We start from the raw sequence: 15,772 nt of genomic DNA, 5'->3' as shown, positions 1-15,772 counted from the left end.
CAAGAGCAAGTCGCCGAGATGATTTTATTTCGATTCATTTAACTTTAAAACTGCCATAAACGCCTCCTGCGGCACATCCACCTTGCCCATCGCCTTCATTCGCTTCTTGCCTTTGGCCTGTTTCTTCAGCAGTTTCTTCTTACGGGATATGTCTCCGCCGTAGCACTTGGCGAGCACATCCTTGCGCATGGCACTGATGCTGGTAGAAGCAATGATGCGGCTACCGATCGAAGCCTGCAGGGGAATCTTGAACTGCTGGCGAGGAATCAGCTCCTTCAGCTTCTCCACCAAGCCCTTGCCCACGTTGTAAGCCTTGTCGCGGTGCACGATCGTGGTGAGGGGGTCGGCACGCTCGCCGTTGATCAGCACATCAAGGCGCACGAGTTCATTCTTGCGGTAGCCAATCAGGTGGTACTCCATCGAGGCATAGCCCTGGGTGCGGGTCTTCATCTGATCGAAGAAATCCGTCACCACTTCCGCCAGAGGCAATTCATAGATCAACGTCACCCGATCGGTGGTGATGTACTTCATGTCGATGTACTCACCGCGTCGCTCCTGGCAAAGCCCCATCAGCGCACCGTTGTAGTCGTTAGGCGCATAGATCTCCATGCGCACATAGGGTTCTTCGATGGATTCGCGCTTCTGTGGATCCGGCAGCGTGGCGGGATTGTCCACCATCTCTTCGCTGCCGTCGATCATGTTCACCTTGTAGATCACCGACGGCGCAGTGACGATCAGGTCGAGGTCGTATTCGCGCTCCAGGCGCTCCTGCACGATCTCCATGTGCAGCAAGCCCAGAAAACCGCAGCGGAACCCGAAACCCATGGCACTGCTGGTTTCGGGTTCAAACTTGAGAGCCGCATCAGAAAGCTGCAGCTTGTCGAGTGCTTCACGCAGGTCGGGATAGCGGTCGGCCTCCGTCGGGAACAAGCCGCAAAACACCATCGGCTTGGCCTCGGTGTAACCGGGTAGCGGTTCCTCGGCTGGGGCACTGAGCAGGGTGATGGTGTCCCCCACGCGCGCATCCGCCACAGCCTTGATCGAGGCGGCCAGGTAGCCCACCTCACCGGCATGCAGCTCATCCACCTTGCGCTGGTCAGGCGCCATCACGCCGACCTCATCAAGTTCATAGGTCTTCTTGCTGGCCATCAGCAGGACCTTGTCCTTGCAATTGATCCGGCCGCTCATCACCCGGAAATACACAATCACTCCCCGGTAGGGGTCGTAATAGGAGTCGAAGATCAGGGCCTTGGTCGGTTCATCAATGGCATCAGCCGGAGGCGGCACCTTGTCCACCACCTCCTGAAGAATTTCTGGCACCCCTAGGCCGGTCTTGGCCGAGCAGGGAATGGCATTGCTGCAATCCAGCCCAATGATGGCCTCGATCTCTTCCTTGATGCGATCCGGGTCGGCACCAGGCAGATCGATCTTGTTGAGCACCGGAATGATCTCCAGATCGTTCTCCAGCGCCAGATACACATTGGCCAGGGTCTGAGCTTCCACACCCTGGCTGGCATCCACTACCAGCAGAGCTCCCTCACAGGCCTGCAAGCTGCGGCTCACTTCATAGGAGAAGTCAACATGGCCTGGTGTATCGATCAGATTGAGGGTGTAGGTCTCACCATCGGCGGCGGTGTAATTCATCCGCGCAGCCTGCAGCTTGATCGTGATGCCGCGCTCACGCTCAAGGTCCATGTTGTCGAGGAACTGCTCCTGCATGTCCCGGTTGGCCACCGTGCCGGTGTCTTGCAGCAGACGGTCAGCCAGCGTCGACTTGCCGTGGTCGATGTGGGCAATGATGCAGAAATTGCGGATCCGTGAGACGGGGGCGTCGGTCATGCGGTGGGCGGAATCCCGGCTCGGGCATAGCAACTCTTATGGATGATCCTAGGGAGCAGCGACCAGCTCTCTGTGACTTCACCCAACCCCTGGCTGCTCCTGTTGCTGGCAATCAGCGCTGAGGTGATCGGCACCTCCTGCCTCAAGCTTTCGCAGGGGTTCAGCAGACCGCTTCCAACCCTGGTGGTGCTCTCGGCCTACGCCATCTCAATGACCTTGATGTCGAGGGTGGTGCAGGTTCTGCCCATGGGGCTCACCTATGCGCTCTGGAGTGGCATCGGCATCGTGGCCATTGTGTTGATCGGCCTGCTGGTGTATCGCCAGGTGCCCACTCAGGGACAGCTTATTGGCATGGCCTTGATCACCGCCGGAGTCGTCACTGTGAACCTTCAGGGTCACCCAGGCTGAACGTCAAAAGCCGTGAAAGCAGAAAGGAGCGGCATGCATATCAACTGATACCGGCATTCGCAAGACATCACATCGGTATGGGAGGGTCATCAGCAATTCGACCCTCCCCTCTGTGCCGCGCCTTCGCCAGTTCCTGCTGATTGCAGCTGTGATTGCCGGGCTGGCAGTGCTGTTCCACCTCATCAATGTGCACGGGCTTGAGCCGATCAGGGCTCAGGTGGAGCGTCTGGGGTTCTGGGCCCCATTGGGAATCCTGCTCCTGCGCGGTGTAAGCATCATCCTGCCGGCACTTCCCAGCACCGCTTATTCGCTACTTGCAGGCGCACTGCTGGGCTTCCAGACGGGCTTCATCACAATCGTGGTCTGCGATCTGATCTTCTGTCAGGCGGCTTTCCTGCTGGCCAGCAACTACGGGCGCGGCCCGGTCAGGAAGCTCGTGGGGGAGCGGGCGATGACCACCATCGAACGCTTCAGCCGCAATCAGCTCGAAGGAAATCCCTTCCTGCTCACCGGCCTGCTGATGACAGGGCTGTTCGATTTCGTGAGCTATGCCGCGGGCCTCGGGGGCATTGCCTGGCGCTCCTTCGCATTGCCGCTGCTGGTGAGTGTGTTGCTGAGCAGTGCACCGATCGTGGCCCTTGGCGCCGGCATCTTCAGCGACAACAACAGCAAGCTGCTGATCGGCGCTGCTGTATTTGGAGTGTTTGGCCTGGCAGTGATCGCAGGCTGGGTAAAGAAACGCACGCGCAAGCAGGCAGGTTCAGACGCTTAGACCCAGCAGTCCATCACTCCGCTCCCGAGTGCGTTCCAGCAGCTCCTGATCGCCGTTGAGATCCTGCCGGTAGCTGGGAATCAGCTCTTGGAGGCGCTCCTGCCAGGCCTGCGTGGCCAGTTTTGAAGCGAAGCAACGCTCCAGCACCTCCACCATGATCTGAACGGACGTGCTGGCCCCGGGAGAGGCCCCAAGCAGCGCGGCCAGAGATCCATCGGAGGCACTGACCACCTCGGTGCCCATCTGCAGACGACCGCCCTCAGGCGTGCGTTTGATGATCTGAACCCGCTGACCGGCCACCGAAAGGCTCCAGTTCTGCTCATTGGCCTCCGGCAGGAAGGCTCGCAACGCCTCCATCCGATCGGCTCCGCTCTGACGCAGCTGATTGATCAGGTACTTGACCAGCGGCACATTCTCAACACCAACCTGCAGCATCGGCAGCAGATTGGTGGGACGCACCGAAAGCGGCAGATCGAACAGTGAGCCGGTCTTGAGGAATTTGCTGCTGAATCCCGCGTAGGGGCCGAACAGCAAAGAACGCTTGCCATCAATCCAGCGGGTGTCGAGATGCGGCACCGACATCGGCGGCGCACCCACCTTCGCTTTGCCATACACCTTGGCGTGATGACGATCCACAAGATCCGGCTCGCCGCACACCAGCCACTGGCCGCTCACGGGGAATCCGGCATAGTCTGCAGCCTCAGGAATCCCACTGCTCTGCAGCAACGGCAAAGCACCACCCCCGGCACCGAGGAACACGAAAGGAGCCTGCACCCTCCGACGCCCCGACGGACCGCGCAGCTCGAGCTGCCAGTCACAGCAGGTCATCGATTCCGTGAGTTCTCGTTTGAGCCCCTGTACCGAGGTGCCGTACATCACCTGAAGTGCCCCCGCTGTCTGCGGAGGCAGCAGCAGCGCCCTGGTCAGAGCACCGAAGTCGAGATCAAGCCCACGCTCGATCCGGGTGGCGGCCAGCTGCTGATCAGCGCGACGCCCCTCCATCACCAGCGGTAGCCAGTCACCGATCTGACCGGAGTCCGTGCTCCACTCCATGGCAGCGAAGGCCGGCAGGGCACTCAGCTGGCGATGACGCTGCCTGAGAAAGGCGATGTCCTGCTCACCCCAGACAAAACTGAGGTGAGGCACCTGGTGCAGAAAGCTGCCTGGATCAAGAATCCCCTGTGCGGTGAGGGAGGCCCAGAACTCCAGGCTGCGCTCGAAGGCAGCATTGATCCCCAGAGCCTTGTCGGTGGACACAGTCCCATCGGCCTGCTGGGGGGTGTAATTAAGCTCACAGTTGGCGGCATGGCCGGTGCCGGCGTTATTGGCGGCAGCACTGCTCTCCAGAGCCGGTGCCTCAAGACGCTCCACCAGCAGCAGGCGCATCTCCGGGTCAAGGGCATGCAGCAACGAAGCCAGGGTGGCACTCATCATTCCCGCACCAACCAGCACAGCGTCGAAACGATCCATCAGTGAAAGAGAGTCAGGAGATCACAGGTTTTCAGGCCACCTTTGACACTACGGACTGCCAACGCTGGACTCTGGCTATGCATCCGATGAACTTAGAAAGACGCTTCTCCATACCGGGAAATCCTTCACTCAAAACGGCGATGAGAGCGAGAAAATTTTCGCTGCAACGTCTCGGCAAAGAATCACAAGCTGAATCCTGCCCCGCTGGAGAAAAGCGACAACATCCAATAGTGTCTCAATGATGCTGAACCCGATAAACAGCAAAAGCTCGAGAGTCCACCGGCGGATGCACAGCCATAGGTATCAGGCCGCAATCAGATTCAAACGTGGTCAACGTGATTACATCGGGTTGATAAAAGGAACACCAGATGAACGGGCAGTGCCCACAAAGCACAGCAAGTAGGAAGCTCGCTAAGTCGCCACGATCATCTCACCGAAAGGAGGGATGAGAGGAGGCAAAAGGCCCTAACGCTGATCAAGACAGTGAACAAAGCGCAATTAATGTCTGAATGAAAAACTAAACCTTACGAAAATAGATTGGCGAGACTGTAAAAAGCACTAGGCAAGGGAGGAGAAAAAAAGGGGAGGGGACATGCAATAACGAAGCAGTATCAGGAGAACTTTTCTTTGGCTTTCTGCATTCAAAAATTTTGAGTCCACTGAAGCCATCGGAGAGAAGCTCGTGAAGCCGAACCAGCTAAACAGATTCTGCGAGGAAAACAAAAAAGAAGAATCATTGGCCAACCGAGACATAAACCAAACCAAACAGCCGCAGCCAACGCCAAAAACCGCTACGCAACAAAAGTATAACAATGTGGTTGACTTTTATTAATAATTAGATAACATAAACAAAATTTTGTTCTAAAAAGTGGGTTACGTCAAAAATTCTGAAAAAACCATCACTCCCAAGGCTATGCGCACTGAGCTCGAGAGGCGATCCTTCGAGGGAATTTTTGCAGAAATTGGTTATCACAAAACCAGCGAGAGTTGGGTTATTGCATCGAGTGAAATCAAAAACCACTTAGGCAAAGGTATTGAGTGGTGTAAGCATAGAAAAAAACTATCTGATGCGCTAAACGGGATAGCCAATACGGATGCTCGATCTATTAAAATTGTCGCCCACGGGGACCAAAATTCAATAATATTTGGCAACAGATATTCCAGTGATGCTATTCGGCATGAATTCGGCGAGGCTCATAGTAATTCAAGACTGAATAACATCCCAATTGCGCTTTGGAGTTGCTTCGGTGGCGCCAAAGGTGGCATTGGTGAAATCATTCAGAAGGCCACAGGTGCTATCGTCCACGCCGCTGATAAAACGCTAGGCAACGGACGAAGCATCAATAGCTTAGACCAAGCTGATTCACTTGATCAAGAGCTTGCAAACTTACCATTCGCTTTGCACACCAATGCCGTCGGATTTACAATTGAAGATAATAAGAATGGCACCTTTGGCTTCTATCTGTATTACGGAAGTTGGCACAGTAATTATGCAAATCACGGCAGCCCTAGCTTAACTGAAGGCGCTCTATCACTCTATACATTAAGTCCCGGAACGGATGGCACTGATCCGGCTAATTACACCGTTGAGGCTTATGGCCAAGGGGGAGCTTTAGCTAATAAAACATTTCTGCCCGTCATTCCAGGACATATCACATCTGATATACATATTAAATCACTATCTCAATATATTGAGACAGATAGAAGTCCCGGTACCTCAGGGAATGAGGCACTAGCTGGGGACAGGACTGATATGACAGACATGGGCTTTACGCCCGGCGAAAACTTTTTCTTTGTCAATGGCAATGGTGATCTAGTAACCTATAACAGCACAAATGGCTCAAGTATTGATAATACTTCGGCTACATTTGGATTCCAATCTTTTTATCTTCCCACGGTAACACCAGGAACTTATCGTCCTTTTTATGATGGCAATGCACATGCAGGCTCGGGGGGTTATAACACTAAAAATACTTGGGACAATGTTCATCCAATAGGCACTAATAGAGTCACCGCAAATTTTTCACCCCATGGGAACTTGGGCAATGCGCTCGTTACAATCACACAAACAGGACAATTAATCTATGGTGAAGCGCCAAAAATACTTATCAATCGCGTAGAAGATGATAATGGTGCTTCTGCAACCGATATGGTTACCAGCGGCAGAAATGTAGTCATACACGGGGAAATTAATAATGTCGCCGTCGGCAACGATTATTCATCGTTAACAGTCACTTTAACCGACAAGAATGATTCGAACAAAACAGTAATATATGATTACGAATTCAACGACACAGAGCTTGTCGTCGACAACTCAGGAAACTGGACGCTTACAATTCCTGGCGAAGTAGATTCAAAACTTTATGACATCAAGGCGACAATTACGGATGCAGGTTCCGACTATACCGCCAACCAAGACTTAAATATTGTTAGCACTTCAATTGAAAGTTGCGACGAAGACAATGGAATTTCAGATTCTGACTTTAAAACCAGTGATACCACTCAGGTCATTACCGGTATCTGGTCACATCTTACAGCAACAAATTTAAAAATCTCTATTACAGATTCACTCGGCATTGCTATTGTTGCCAACGAGGATCCGACTCAGATAATCAACGATACTTGGATATATGATCTTACAAATAAACCACTCAACGTTGGCACATATTTAATTGAGAGCACAGTCATTGAAGGCGGAACAAGTGTTACTGCAACAAGAAATTTAGAAATCCAAGCATTACCGGGTGCCCCAACGATTGATGCCATCACTAACGATACAGGTGTTCCTGGTGACTTTTCAACTGAAGATGATCAGGTGATCGTCAATGGAACGTTCGACGTTAATGCTGTAACAGCAACGAGTGGTGAACTTCGCCTGAGCTTGGCGAGTAATACTTATCTCAACGCTGCCACCGGTCTGACTATTGATTACAACGCAGGAACTTATTCCTTCACTTCGAAAGTATTGGACATTGGTCAATACACGATCAAAGCCGAAACGATTGATGCAAACGGTCTCTATAACTCCACAGAGCAAATCCTTTATATTATCGATAAAAATGACAAAACACCCCCTCCTGCTCCAACAATTGACACCCTTGCTCCTGATACTGGCGTTGTAGGTGACTGGAAAACCAATTCAACCTCCATTACTATTAGTGGTACATACAACTCAACTGAAACAGTCGGTCTAAATGTTAGCTTCGGAGGTGTAACTTATACACTTGGAACTGATAGAGAATTAATCTCAACTGCTTCTGGTACTTGGACATTAGCTGTACCTGGCAAAGCGTCCTCGGGCACAGTTGTAGCCACTGCTATCGATGCAGGAGGAAACAAAGCTTCTGCAACTCAAGATGTCACCATCTATGGAGTGACACTTTCTCCTAACCCATCAGCCAAATCGAGAGACAATAATGGCAACCTGATCACTTCGGAAGATAGATCATCCAACACTTTTACAATTGTCCTTGATGCTCAGCCCTCTGCTGATGTCACTGTCAGCCTGACAGGTCTTGACAATACAGAAGGAGTTCTTGATCAATCATCTCTAGTCTTTACCCCTAGCAACTGGAATACACCACAGACAGTCACAGTCACTGGTATCAACGACGATGTGATTGATGGTGATCAAACTTATATAGTCACAGCACGCGCATCAGCAGGAGGAGGATTCACGGGCAATGAAATCGCGACCATTAATGTCAGCAACTTAGACATCGGAACCACTAGAACAGTAACTCCAACTCCAACCACTCCCGGCGTTTCCATCACTCCAAGTTCTTCCAAAGACGCAACAGATAGCAATGGTAATCTGATCACTACAGAAGACGAAACGAGTGTCACATTTACAGTTGTTCTTGATTCTCAACCGAATGCTGATCTCGTCGTCAGCCTGTCAGGCCTTGATGAAACCGAAGGAAAGCTCGATCAATCATCTCTAACCTTCACAACTGCTAACTGGAATACACCTCAGACAGTTACAGTCACCGGTGTTAACGATTCTGTTGTGGATCCTGATATTACTTATTTGATCACCGCCACAGCAGGCACTGAATCAGACACAATTCAAATAACTAACTTAAATAAACAACTCAGCATATCAGAGCTTGCTGATCAACCAGGAATCAAAATCGAAGGTGCGGGTGAAAATGGTCTTTGGCTTAAATTTAGAACAACTGAAGCGAATGCTGCTCTGCAAAATTCTCTGAACATTTACCAGTCTTCATCCTCCGATATTACAAGTATCGGCGCAACCGCAGGATCCCAGAATATGGGTTATACAGAAATTTTTGTCAAAGCAGACGAAATTCTGACATTCAAACAACATTCAACTGACAATGCATTAAACGAAGCTCCACGAATTCAATTCGTAGAAACAGAAGATGGATTCCGCATCATGTTGGAAGATACCAGCGGGCTTGATGATGATCATAATGATCTAGTGATTGATGTCACAAGCTCCACAAGTCCAACGAGCATTAACAATGTTCAAATGGCATCAATGCAATCAAAAAGCAGCCATGCAATTTTAGATCTTTCCTCAATCGATGTATCTGGTGCGAAAGTTGAACTTTCATTGACCAGTGATTGCAGCTTCAACAACCAACTGGGTTTTGTACGACTGGATGTTGACCCTGTCACGGGTAAACCTTTCTCTGAAATGAGTATTAACGGTATCGGGGCAAGCTCTGTTGACAAATACAATAGTGAAATCATTGACAATCTTATAAGTCCAAACAACTCTGCACTATTTATGCAAGGCCAAGAAAAAAGTCAGATCGAATGGGTTTTAGATGCTGAAGATGCCGGATACTATTCTGCGGTTCTTATTACCCCCGAAGGCAACATTTTAAGTGCTGGCACTTCAAGTCTTAGCGGTGCAGACCAAAGCGTTAAGCTTTTAGGCCAAAACCATTTGGCATTCGAAGATGGTGTAGATGGCGATTACAACGATTTTGTTTTAAAAGCTAATTTTGCGTAACCAATGCTCAAGCATTAATAGTGGCTAATCTTATGCAATTAGCTCGCATTTAGCGCATTCTCCCTATATCTTTAGTGCGGTTGCGGTCAAGCTATTTACACATCCAGTGTCCTCACGAAATAAATCACCTATTTGAGTTATTGCGGGAATTTCGCAACTTATCATATTAAGATATTTTGTCGGGATATGGAAGTCTTGGCAATTAAAGTCATCTGGCGAATTGGCCGAAAAAGAGAATAAATAACGCAGGACTCACTCCTCTTAACTAACTTTTCTATCTCAACTCCTGTCGACTCTTCCATTTACCGTCGAGCCTGATGCTGTCAATCCTCAAAAGTGCACTGAGTTGCAAGTGCGCGTCAAGCGGTAAATGCAAGAGTTCTGGACTTAATAACAGAGTCATCTCAACTCGACAAAAAATAATGTCGAAGAACTAGTTACTGATGGTCATCAAAGCCTGTATTCCCATCAGATCATGGGGCGAGAGCACGATTCATCGCGACAGCACTACTTCCAACAGCGTTAGCTACACCAACTTTGCTCTGGATTCTGGATTGGCCGGCGAATGACAGACCTTGTTACTGGCCAGGGATCCTACGCAGCCCATTGCTAATGGCTATGCGCTGTTGATCACTGATCACTCTCTGCAGAATGCGACAGAGCCCCCTCCAAGCCTCTTGGTTTGGAATCGCTCACATAAACAGCCTCAATCGGTCCATCGCGTCAAATAATTTTGCTTATGTAGCGGATTGATCATTCCAAACACGTCCCTGCTTACGCTAACTGGAAGAACTCAACCCCCATCCGGCCATGAGCACCGAAACCCTGCCGCTGACAGTTGAAAATGTGGAAAAGGTGCTCGACGAGCTTCGCCCCTTTCTGATGGCTGATGGCGGCAATGTGGAAGTGGTGGAGCTTGACGGACCGGTGGTCAAAGTGCGGCTGCAGGGTGCCTGTGGCAGCTGCCCCAGCAGCACAATGACCCTGAAGATGGGGATCGAGCGCAAGATGCGCGAATGCATTCCCGAGGTCAGTGAAGTGATTCAGGTGCTTTGAATCCCCCATGGACAGGTTCAGCTGGCTTAATGCGGACTGAGCCGCTGACAGGCCCCTGAACAAAAGCCATCCTGAAAATAACAGTGAAGGCTCAAGCAGCTGCCGATGCGGAGGTTGCCCCGTCAAAGCCTGTTCGCCCTGGTGATGGCGGCAGGATTGCTTGTTGTTGTGATTTGGAGCGGGCTCGGGCTCGGGCTAAGACCAGCTTTAGATCATGATCGCGACACTGTGATCGAGCTGATGGAAGGGCCCTCAGGCCTGGAAGAAGTGCGGCTTTCAGAAGAGCTCGTACGCGAGTATCCATTCATCTACGCCGGAATCCAGCTCGACAAGATCTACGAGCTGAATCTGAACTCACGCACCTTCACAGCAGACGGCGAAATCTGGTTGGAGTGGCTTCCCGATGTGGAGGCATTGCTGCAGAAACACGGTGATGATCCGGCCGATCTGATCACACTGGCCAACCGCATTGAAACCTGGGACTCCACCTTCGAACCTTCCTCCGATGCGCCGCATGAGCTGTCGGGCGGCCGACGCCAACAGCTTTATCACTTTTCGAGTCGTTTTTACGACGACGAAGTCGACTTTCGCCGTGATCCTTTCGACATGCTGCGACTGCCGGTGATCGTTGAGCTCAAACCACTCTGGACTTCTCAGAAATACGCCGATCTACGCTTGCTGCCCGAACCCAGCAACGACAATCTTGTAGGAAAGTGGGGTCCCTAAGTGGCTATCAGCTGCAGAGCGCCAGCTTCACCCCCTATCTGCGACGCACCAGCAATCGGGCTGTGGCCTCTCGCATAGGCCTCCCATTGCCCACCCCCTCCCCACAGTCGTTGGGCACTCATCGCTGCAAGTGGTAGCTAGACCGACCCTGGATCACTTATCGACGCATCCGGCTAGAAGGAATGAGCGATACCGACATAGACACCAACGATTCAAGAGTGAAACTGAGGGATCTTTGTCCAGCGCTACAGAATAAGACTTACTTCAACTAGGACGCACTACTGTTCAGGCAGGTTCAAAACGCTTGCAGAGCCGCGGGTCTCAAGCAAAAGCTAAAGCAGCTTTAGTCACACCTTTAGTCACGGAAATTGGTCGCCATATTCGACCGACTGAATCCTGAGCAATGGCTCCAACCTTCCAAGCGATCCTCGCTACATCTACTGGCTAAGTGGCCGTACCCATGAACGCGGTTCCTGGTCTTTGCAGTGAAGAGAACTCTTAAAGCTGGGTAACCCGCCAGCAAGCCCACCAAAGCTTCGAAGAAGGGGGCATGGGGGTCTTTCAGAGTCCGTGCGGGTACGTAATAGGGCCTCGGAAATTTCCGCTGGGATTGAGGCAGTCAAGACCATATGGCTGATGCGCTCGGATATGCCTGCATCGCGCCTCAGAAGGGCCTACTCCCCTGGAGCCTTGGCGTGACTGGCTTCCGCTTTAGCTGAGCAGGATCAAAATCCCTGCCGAGCGCAGGGCTTTTTATTGCCCTACGTTCAGGTGCCTCGCATCTGTATATGAAATCTCTATTAGCCCTTGGTTCTCTACTCCTCTCAGCATCACCTGTGCTTGCTGATGACTTTGTTTATTTGAGGTGTGAGACAATGCAGAATTTAACATATTCAAATTCCAAAACATCTAAAATATTAGACAATAGAAGAATGTCAGCTGTTAATATTCTTCAAGTGGATTTAAAGAAGAAAACACTTTTCGATACACGATCAACGCGACCTATTGATGTCACGATTCAAGGAACAAACCTTTCTTGGAGAAACGCCTTCAACACCATTAAATCAGGGCAAGATGTCTCAGGAAAAATTAACCTTGTGCCGCCATATCAATTTTCTTCAGGCGGAGTGGTAACTGACAAAACTAATAATATTAATCTCACTTTCAGCGAAGAAGGATCTTGCGCAGAGATTGATGCTTCTGAATTTCAGGAGGCTCTGAATCAATGAATCTCCCAGTTCTCCTTTCGTTCCTTCTCCTCTCAGCATCACCTGTCATCGCCGATGAAATTGTTTATTTGAAATGCGTTACTAAAGTAAATATTGAAAGCAAAGACCTCGACACAAATAAAATCGGGAAGAGGGAGGAAACTAAGACCACACATATAATGGTTAACTTGACAAAAAGCCTAACTCGTACCGCAAACAATCCTACATGGCGAGAAGAGAAAATTGTCAACGGTGTGGCTATTTCAGAAAGAGAGCGGTCAGAGAATGGGTTATATTTTAAACGCAAGGGTACTTTGCAAATAGTTCCTCCAGGTCCAGTCAACATAGAAGCTATCGTGCGCAATGATTACTTCTCGGAAACAACCAAAGTGAGGGGAATGTGTGAAGGAATTGACGAATCAGAATTTGAAAAGGCTAGAAAAGAGGCAAAGAGCTGATTTAGATAACCGTCAGATTGAAGGCAAGATATGAGTCACCAGATCGGCGTTGACCCAGCGGATCACGCCTGAATCCACATCAGCGATCTGGAACAGGTTGTGGATCTTTGGATCGCGGGCAGCACCGCCTCAATGGATCACCTGGCCCATCCACCAATCCTTGTCGCGCTTCTCTCCGATCTGAAGGTCGTGCTGGACGATGACCGTCATCCCTGGCGCCACGTCCAGAAAGACCGGCCTCTCTGACTCGGGCGAGTTATAGAAACCGTGGTCAGCCGTGAGCTTCCAAACGGCGACGGGCATCTGCCTGCGTGCGGCGGATGGCAGCTTTCACAGGCAGGAGACCGGCGAACACATTCACTATGAGCAACATCAAAAACACAGGCACTGGAATCCAGTTCACTGTCTCGCCATCCGACAAAAGCTGGAGAATTAACAACACGCCGCTAGTGATCAGCGACATGACAAAACGTGCGACGACATCCCATAACAATGGTGTGATTGTGCGCCGAGTAATCGCGTAATAGATGCCAGCAAAAGGCAGAACTGCATGAGCGAATGACCAGGGCCAGGCACGATCGCGAAGGCGACGCTCCAGAGCACGCTGTCGACTTGATTGCTCACCATCCTCTGCTGAGCGTTGCTGTAACGCACGGTGGTCCGCACGAATGGAGGGGATCGACTCAACGATGGTGCCCCACACGAGCAGGGCAAATGCAAATTGCAGGAGCGGATCCAACCGCCACCCCTGAAAAAACATGATCGAACCCACCAGCGGTATGGCGATGCAGCGTCCGGCCAGGGTGACCAGAAGCCAAAGCAGCCCTAGCCCCTGAAGCGACTCGCGCGGTTGATCCCGATCCATCAAGACATCGAAGCGTCGCAACGACACCACGAGGGCAGGAACCCAGAGGGCCATGAGCAGCAGCCCCCAGATTGTGGCCCAGTTCAGATAGACATTCACCATCCACAGCTCCGCGTTATTCCCATATTGCTGTCGCCACGCTCAGTCGTTTGCTTCCATGCAGGACGCGATCGCGTAATCGCATGACCGCCTGCTTGTGGTGCAGTACTGACCCTGGGTTTGGACGCCATGGGCTTTATTGGCAGTCGATGAGACCGATTGCAACTACGGGCGCAACCAAGCAAAGCTCGGCATCATGCGCGGACTGGCGCCTGATTCATGCTCCGCCGCCTCTCGATTGGACTGCTGGCTTCAGCTGTTGCCATCGCCCCTTTGCCTTTCAAGGCGCAGGACGGCAGTGCAGAGGATCTCGGCCTCAGCCTCTGCTCTTACTTTTGTCCATGGTGGTCTCTGTTATGTGTGCTCATTGCATTAGGCAATGCAGCTGTGATCTATTGTTGAATTATGTGCTTAAAAACTGTTACACGCGAATCAGATTCGCATTATCCAATTATTTTGATTGTTTTGAGTTTATTTAATGCGTTTACGCTTTAATCCGCTTGGCTTTTTGTTGCTCGGGATAGCTGCATGCTCGTCTCAAGGTACCAAACAAACCGCCTATGACATATTCGTCAATGAATACTGCGGCAAGGAAATAACAGATACAAACGTGCTATACAAGGAATGTGTTAGAAAGAATGATGTTTCCTGCGAGAAAGTTGGTGGAGACAAGAATGAATACATGGTGAGGTGTAAGGGCAACGTAAGGTGGATCACTTCTGTTTCTGGCAAAGAGCATTATGACGAAATTGAATACTCATATTGCTATCATTCGCCTGATATTATCGCATCAAAAGCTATCGAAGATTTGTTGCCGCAAAAAATTTCTACAATATGCAGTGCGGCAATGCGATTCGGAAAAGTGCAAGCTCAATTAACGCATTCTCCAAGAATCAATGAAGCGCTTTCAATGAAAAAACGTCTTAATTCTGGAGAGGATTTGATAATCTGCATGGACCCGGATAGCGAAGGATATAATCCATGGATGCTTGTCTCGCATGTATTCGCTTTTGACAGAGATAAAGAAAGGCTATTCCAGCTGTATTCAAGTTGGTTGGATGAGAATGGTGAGAGTCAAGACAGAAAGGAGTGGGAGAGAAAATCCCGTAAAAGGTATGAAGGATCGAACGAGGGGATCTGGTACGAGGGGACCGATGAGGAGGAGCGCTGGATGACATTAGGAGTTTTTTACCCATTTCGTTATCCAATAATGACTTTAGAAATTACTCGTAAGTATGTTGGAAATAGTACAAGAGTAAAACCATGTTTTTCTTCAAATTACGTTGAGTATGAATCGCCAAATACTCTGGAGTATCAATGGTGGATAGGCCGGGGCTAAATTAGTAATCAAAACTGCAATCAACTAGCAACTCCAGCCAATACTCGTTCAGCGGCAGCGAGCGTCTGGCTGCTCACCGTTAGCGTCACAGAGTCAAATCAACAATCTGTAGATCACTCGTTGATATTATTGACATTAATATCATCAGCACTGAGCTCAAATAGTTTCTGCCTTGGTCTTGTACTGATGACTTGACGTTCAGTGTCAACATAGACTTCGACACCATACTTATATCGTTCTCTGATGTCATCTAGTGGATTGATATTCATTGATTTAATTAGATTGGATTAATAGTTAGGTATTTCAACTGCATCCCAGTCATCGAATGATGATGGTTTGTTTATTGCACGCCTAGTGGACGTACCAATAACAATGCAGTGAAGTATTTCAACTTGCAGTTACCCTTGTCTATGCCATCGTTACTGTCATAGCTGGAGTTGAGTTCAGTCACGCCTTCTGACTCGCCTAGTTAAGTCAGAATTGGTAGAGCTTGAAGACGTTATCAAGATACTTCGAGGGTTCAACCACACCGAACAGCAGCTACTACC

The 15,772-nt window shown here is 50.2% G+C and carries 12 protein-coding genes and 1 pseudogene; 9 read left to right on the top strand and 4 right to left on the bottom strand.

Annotated features, from left to right (window positions below):
- Positions 1–24 precede the first annotated feature (24 nt).
- Positions 25–1,839, bottom strand: coding sequence for a translation elongation factor 4 (lepA, locus tag SIB56_RS00410; RefSeq protein ID WP_413324594.1), 1,815 nt, complete (start codon positions 1,837–1,839; stop codon positions 25–27).
- 72 nt (positions 1,840–1,911) lie between these two features.
- Between lepA and SIB56_RS00405 the strand changes: the two genes are divergently transcribed.
- Both SIB56_RS00405 and SIB56_RS00400 read left to right on the top strand, forming a co-directional pair.
- Entirely contained in the window at positions 1,912–2,247 is a 336-nt protein-coding gene (locus tag SIB56_RS00405; protein WP_413324593.1) for a DMT family transporter, read from the top strand.
- 112 nt (positions 2,248–2,359) lie between these two features.
- Entirely contained in the window at positions 2,360–3,019 is a 660-nt protein-coding gene (locus tag SIB56_RS00400; RefSeq protein WP_413324592.1) for a TVP38/TMEM64 family protein, read from the top strand.
- On the opposite strand, the gene SIB56_RS00395 is transcribed toward SIB56_RS00400, so the two are convergent.
- Complete coding sequence (locus SIB56_RS00395) at positions 3,008–4,489, bottom strand: malate:quinone oxidoreductase (protein ID WP_413324591.1); 1,482 nt, start codon at positions 4,487–4,489, stop codon at positions 3,008–3,010. The two genes, SIB56_RS00400 and SIB56_RS00395, sit on opposite strands and share 12 nt — an antisense overlap.
- Positions 4,490–5,357: 868 nt before the next feature.
- On the opposite strand from SIB56_RS00395, the gene SIB56_RS00390 reads away from it, so the two are divergent.
- The 5 genes from SIB56_RS00390 (at position 5,358) to SIB56_RS00370 (ending at position 12,921) form a co-directional block, all read left to right on the top strand.
- Positions 5,358–9,473, top strand: a complete 4,116-nt coding sequence (locus SIB56_RS00390) for a beta strand repeat-containing protein (RefSeq protein ID WP_413324590.1) — start codon at positions 5,358–5,360, stop codon at positions 9,471–9,473.
- Between the two features lie 810 nt (positions 9,474–10,283).
- A complete protein-coding gene (locus SIB56_RS00385; protein WP_413324589.1) occupies positions 10,284–10,529 on the top strand; it encodes a NifU family protein in 246 nt (81 codons plus the stop codon).
- 114 nt (positions 10,530–10,643) lie between these two features.
- A complete protein-coding gene (locus SIB56_RS00380) occupies positions 10,644–11,255 on the top strand; it encodes a hypothetical protein (RefSeq protein ID WP_413324588.1) in 612 nt (203 codons plus the stop codon).
- A gap of 788 nt (positions 11,256–12,043) precedes the next feature.
- Positions 12,044–12,484 (top strand): hypothetical protein, encoded by a 441-nt coding sequence (locus SIB56_RS00375; protein ID WP_413324587.1) that lies wholly within the window; start codon positions 12,044–12,046, stop codon positions 12,482–12,484.
- The gene (locus tag SIB56_RS00370) at positions 12,481–12,921 is read left to right on the top strand and encodes a hypothetical protein (RefSeq protein ID WP_413324586.1); all 441 of its coding nucleotides are present in this window, start codon (positions 12,481–12,483) and stop codon (positions 12,919–12,921) included. The genes SIB56_RS00375 and SIB56_RS00370 overlap by 4 nt, the downstream gene beginning before the upstream one ends.
- Positions 12,922–12,933: 12 nt before the next feature.
- On the opposite strand, the pseudogene SIB56_RS00365 reads toward SIB56_RS00370, so the two are convergent.
- Both SIB56_RS00365 and SIB56_RS00360 read right to left on the bottom strand, forming a co-directional pair.
- Positions 12,934–13,224, bottom strand: a pseudogene (locus tag SIB56_RS00365) (DUF3104 domain-containing protein).
- On the bottom strand, positions 13,193–13,888 hold the full coding sequence (locus SIB56_RS00360; protein ID WP_413324585.1) for a hypothetical protein: 696 nt from the start codon (positions 13,886–13,888) through the stop codon (positions 13,193–13,195). The pseudogene SIB56_RS00365 and the gene SIB56_RS00360 overlap by 32 nt, the downstream one beginning before the upstream one ends.
- A 216-nt stretch (positions 13,889–14,104) precedes the next feature.
- Here SIB56_RS00360 and SIB56_RS00355 point away from each other — a divergent pair, with 216 nt between their 5' ends.
- A complete protein-coding gene (locus SIB56_RS00355; protein ID WP_413324584.1) occupies positions 14,105–14,287 on the top strand; it encodes a hypothetical protein in 183 nt (60 codons plus the stop codon).
- A gap of 76 nt (positions 14,288–14,363) precedes the next feature.
- Positions 14,364–15,224 (top strand): hypothetical protein, encoded by an 861-nt coding sequence (locus tag SIB56_RS00350; protein WP_413324583.1) that lies wholly within the window; start codon positions 14,364–14,366, stop codon positions 15,222–15,224.
- Positions 15,225–15,772: the final 548 nt, after the last annotated feature.

This window comes from Synechococcus sp. MIT S9503 (assembly GCF_047304175.1).
Lineage (GTDB): Bacteria > Cyanobacteriota > Cyanobacteriia > PCC-6307 > Cyanobiaceae > Synechococcus_C.
Note: the sequence above shows the minus strand (reverse complement) of the source record. Positions and strands in the feature narration are given on the sequence as shown.

What these genes read in the sequence shown, in the direction of transcription:
- lepA (WP_413324594.1), bottom strand. Translation starts at nt 1,839, where the DNA reads ATGACCGACGCCCCCGTCTCACGGATCCGCAATTTCTGCATCATTGCC.
- SIB56_RS00395 (WP_413324591.1), bottom strand. Translation starts at nt 4,489, where the DNA reads ATGGATCGTTTCGACGCTGTGCTGGTTGGTGCGGGAATGATGAGTGCC.
- SIB56_RS00385 (WP_413324589.1), top strand. Translation starts at nt 10,284, where the DNA reads ATGAGCACCGAAACCCTGCCGCTGACAGTTGAAAATGTGGAAAAGGTG.
- SIB56_RS00375 (WP_413324587.1), top strand. Translation starts at nt 12,044, where the DNA reads ATGAAATCTCTATTAGCCCTTGGTTCTCTACTCCTCTCAGCATCACCT.
- SIB56_RS00370 (WP_413324586.1), top strand. Translation starts at nt 12,481, where the DNA reads ATGAATCTCCCAGTTCTCCTTTCGTTCCTTCTCCTCTCAGCATCACCT.
- SIB56_RS00360 (WP_413324585.1), bottom strand. Translation starts at nt 13,888, where the DNA reads ATGGTGAATGTCTATCTGAACTGGGCCACAATCTGGGGGCTGCTGCTC.
- SIB56_RS00355 (WP_413324584.1), top strand. Translation starts at nt 14,105, where the DNA reads ATGCTCCGCCGCCTCTCGATTGGACTGCTGGCTTCAGCTGTTGCCATC.
- SIB56_RS00350 (WP_413324583.1), top strand. Translation starts at nt 14,364, where the DNA reads ATGCGTTTACGCTTTAATCCGCTTGGCTTTTTGTTGCTCGGGATAGCT.